The following is a 2,090-nucleotide window of genomic DNA, read 5'->3' as shown; positions in this document are numbered from 1 at the left end:
CCCGGGGCTCGGCCTGACCGGCCCCGGCTCGCGGCTGCTGTCCGGGCTCGGCTACGACACCTGGCGCGGGCTGAGCGCGGGGCTGCTCGCACCGCTGGCGAGCGGCGGCTCCGTGGTGCTGTGCCGCCACCTCGACCGGCTCGACGAGGAGGGCCTGGCCAAGCGGGTCGAGAGCGAGCGGGTCACCGCCACCGCGCGCTGACGCGGGTCCCCCGTTCGGCCCCGCTCCCCCAGCCCCGCGCCGCCGCGGGGTCCATGGTCGTAGAGACGCATTCGTGACCGCACGACTGCCCTGTCTTCTGCTACGCCATGAGGGGGACCCACTCGTGACCGACTCCGCAGCCACGCCTCCGCAGGGCGACGGCGGTGTGCCGCTCGGGCCCGGCGGCGGTTCCTCGCCGACCGGCGCGGGGCGCGTGCGGCGGCGCCGGAGATGGCTGCGGTACACGGCGATCGGCGCGGCTCTGCTCGTACTCGTGGCGGGCGGTGCGGGCTGGGTCGCGTACCAGCGGCTCAACGGGAACATCACGCAGGACGAGGCCGCCGCCGAGGAGCTCGCCCGCTACGAGAAGGACCGGCCCACCGTCCTGGTCGACGGGGCGCAGAACCTGCTGCTCATCGGGTCCGACTCACGGGCCGGGGCGAACGACAAGTACGGCCGCAACGACGGCACCGAGCGCTCGGACACCACGATCCTGCTGCACGTCGCGGCGGACCGGAAGAGCGCGACGGCCGTCTCGTTCCCCCGCGACCTGATGGTCGACGTCCCGGCCTGCGGCAAGCCGGACGGCAGCCGCATCGAGCCGATGTTCGCGATGTTCAACTACGCCTTCGAGGTGGGCGGTTCGGCCTGCACGATCCGTACGGTCGAGAAGCTGACCGGGATCCGGATCGACCACCACATGGTCGTCGACTTCCAGGGGTTCAAGGACATGGTCGACGCCGTCGACGGCGTCGAGGTCTGCCTGGACAAGCCGATCGACGACGCCGACTCGCACCTGAAGCTGGCCGCGGGCCGGCACAACCTCAACGGCGAGCAGGCCCTCGGCTACGTACGCACCCGCAAGAGCCTCGGCAACGGCAGCGACACCGATCGGATGGACCGCCAGCAGCGGTTCCTGGGCGCGCTCGTGGAGAAGGTGCAGAGCAACGGCGTGCTGCTGAACCCGACGAAGCTCTATCCGGTGCTCGACGCCGCCACCTCCTCGCTGACCACCGACCCGGGCCTGGCGAGCCTGCGCGGCCTGTACGACCTCGTGCGCGGGATGCGCCACATCACCGCGGACCGCATCCAGTTCCTGACGGTGCCGCGGCAGGCGTACGTCTACAACGCCAACCGCGACCAGCTCGTGCAGCCCGCCGCCGACCGGCTGTTCACGCGGCTGCGCACCGACGCCCCGCTCGTCGTCTCCAAGGAGACCCCCGCCGACGTGCGGGCCGAGAGCGAGAATTCCGGCATGTCGGAAGAAGGCGACACGTACGAGGACGCCGGCTCCGAGGGCGGGTACGACGGCGAGGACTCCGCGGAGGACGACGGCGAGTGGGAGGACGGGAAGCCCGGGGCGGGGCCTTCGGCGTCCCCCACGCCCTCCCCCGCGCCCACCTTCCGCGGCAACACCGCGCGGCAGGACGCGTGCGGCTGAGCGCCTCAACAGCCTCTCGGTAAAGCGGAAGTCATCAACAGGCACACAGGTTCAAGGAAATGGACCGGATTGCCCGGTTGTAGGGGAGTGGAATTTGTCACCGCCGTCGCTCGACGCTGAACTGGGCGGATAGTGTGAGCGATCCGGTGCACCCGGCCATGCTGTCCCAGGCGAGGTCGCGCACTGCTTACCGACTTGACCGGGCGCCCCCTTTGAGGGGGGTGGGGCGCCGCGTGGCCCCGACGGAGGACGTAAACAACCGTGGACGCGCAAGGCCGTGGGCGGGCTGAGAACATCGACCCCGCAGACCAGTGGGTGCTCAACCCCCAAACTGGTGATTACGAACTGCGACTGAACCCTTCCTCAGGGCAGTCGTCGGTGCCCGGTCCCCGCCGGACCGCTCCGCGCGGCGGCGGCGGACGGGAGCAGCCGCGCGAGCGCCGGGAC

The 2,090-nt window shown here is 71.5% G+C and carries 1 protein-coding gene and 2 pseudogenes; all 3 read left to right on the top strand.

Annotated features, from left to right (window positions below):
- Nucleotides 1–202, top strand: a pseudogene (locus G3I40_RS13280) (TIGR03089 family protein); the annotation flags it as partial.
- Between the two features lie 124 nt (nucleotides 203–326).
- On the top strand, nucleotides 327–1,643 hold the full coding sequence (locus G3I40_RS13275) for an LCP family protein (RefSeq protein ID WP_343244918.1): 1,317 nt from the start codon (nucleotides 327–329) through the stop codon (nucleotides 1,641–1,643).
- A 261-nt stretch (nucleotides 1,644–1,904) separates the two neighbouring features.
- A pseudogene (locus G3I40_RS47105) lies at nucleotides 1,905–2,090 on the top strand (LytR family transcriptional regulator); the annotation flags it as partial.

Source organism: Streptomyces sp. SID14478 (assembly GCF_010548525.1).
Taxonomy (GTDB): domain Bacteria; phylum Actinomycetota; class Actinomycetes; order Streptomycetales; family Streptomycetaceae; genus Streptomyces.
This window is presented reverse-complemented; position numbering and strand designations above follow the sequence as displayed.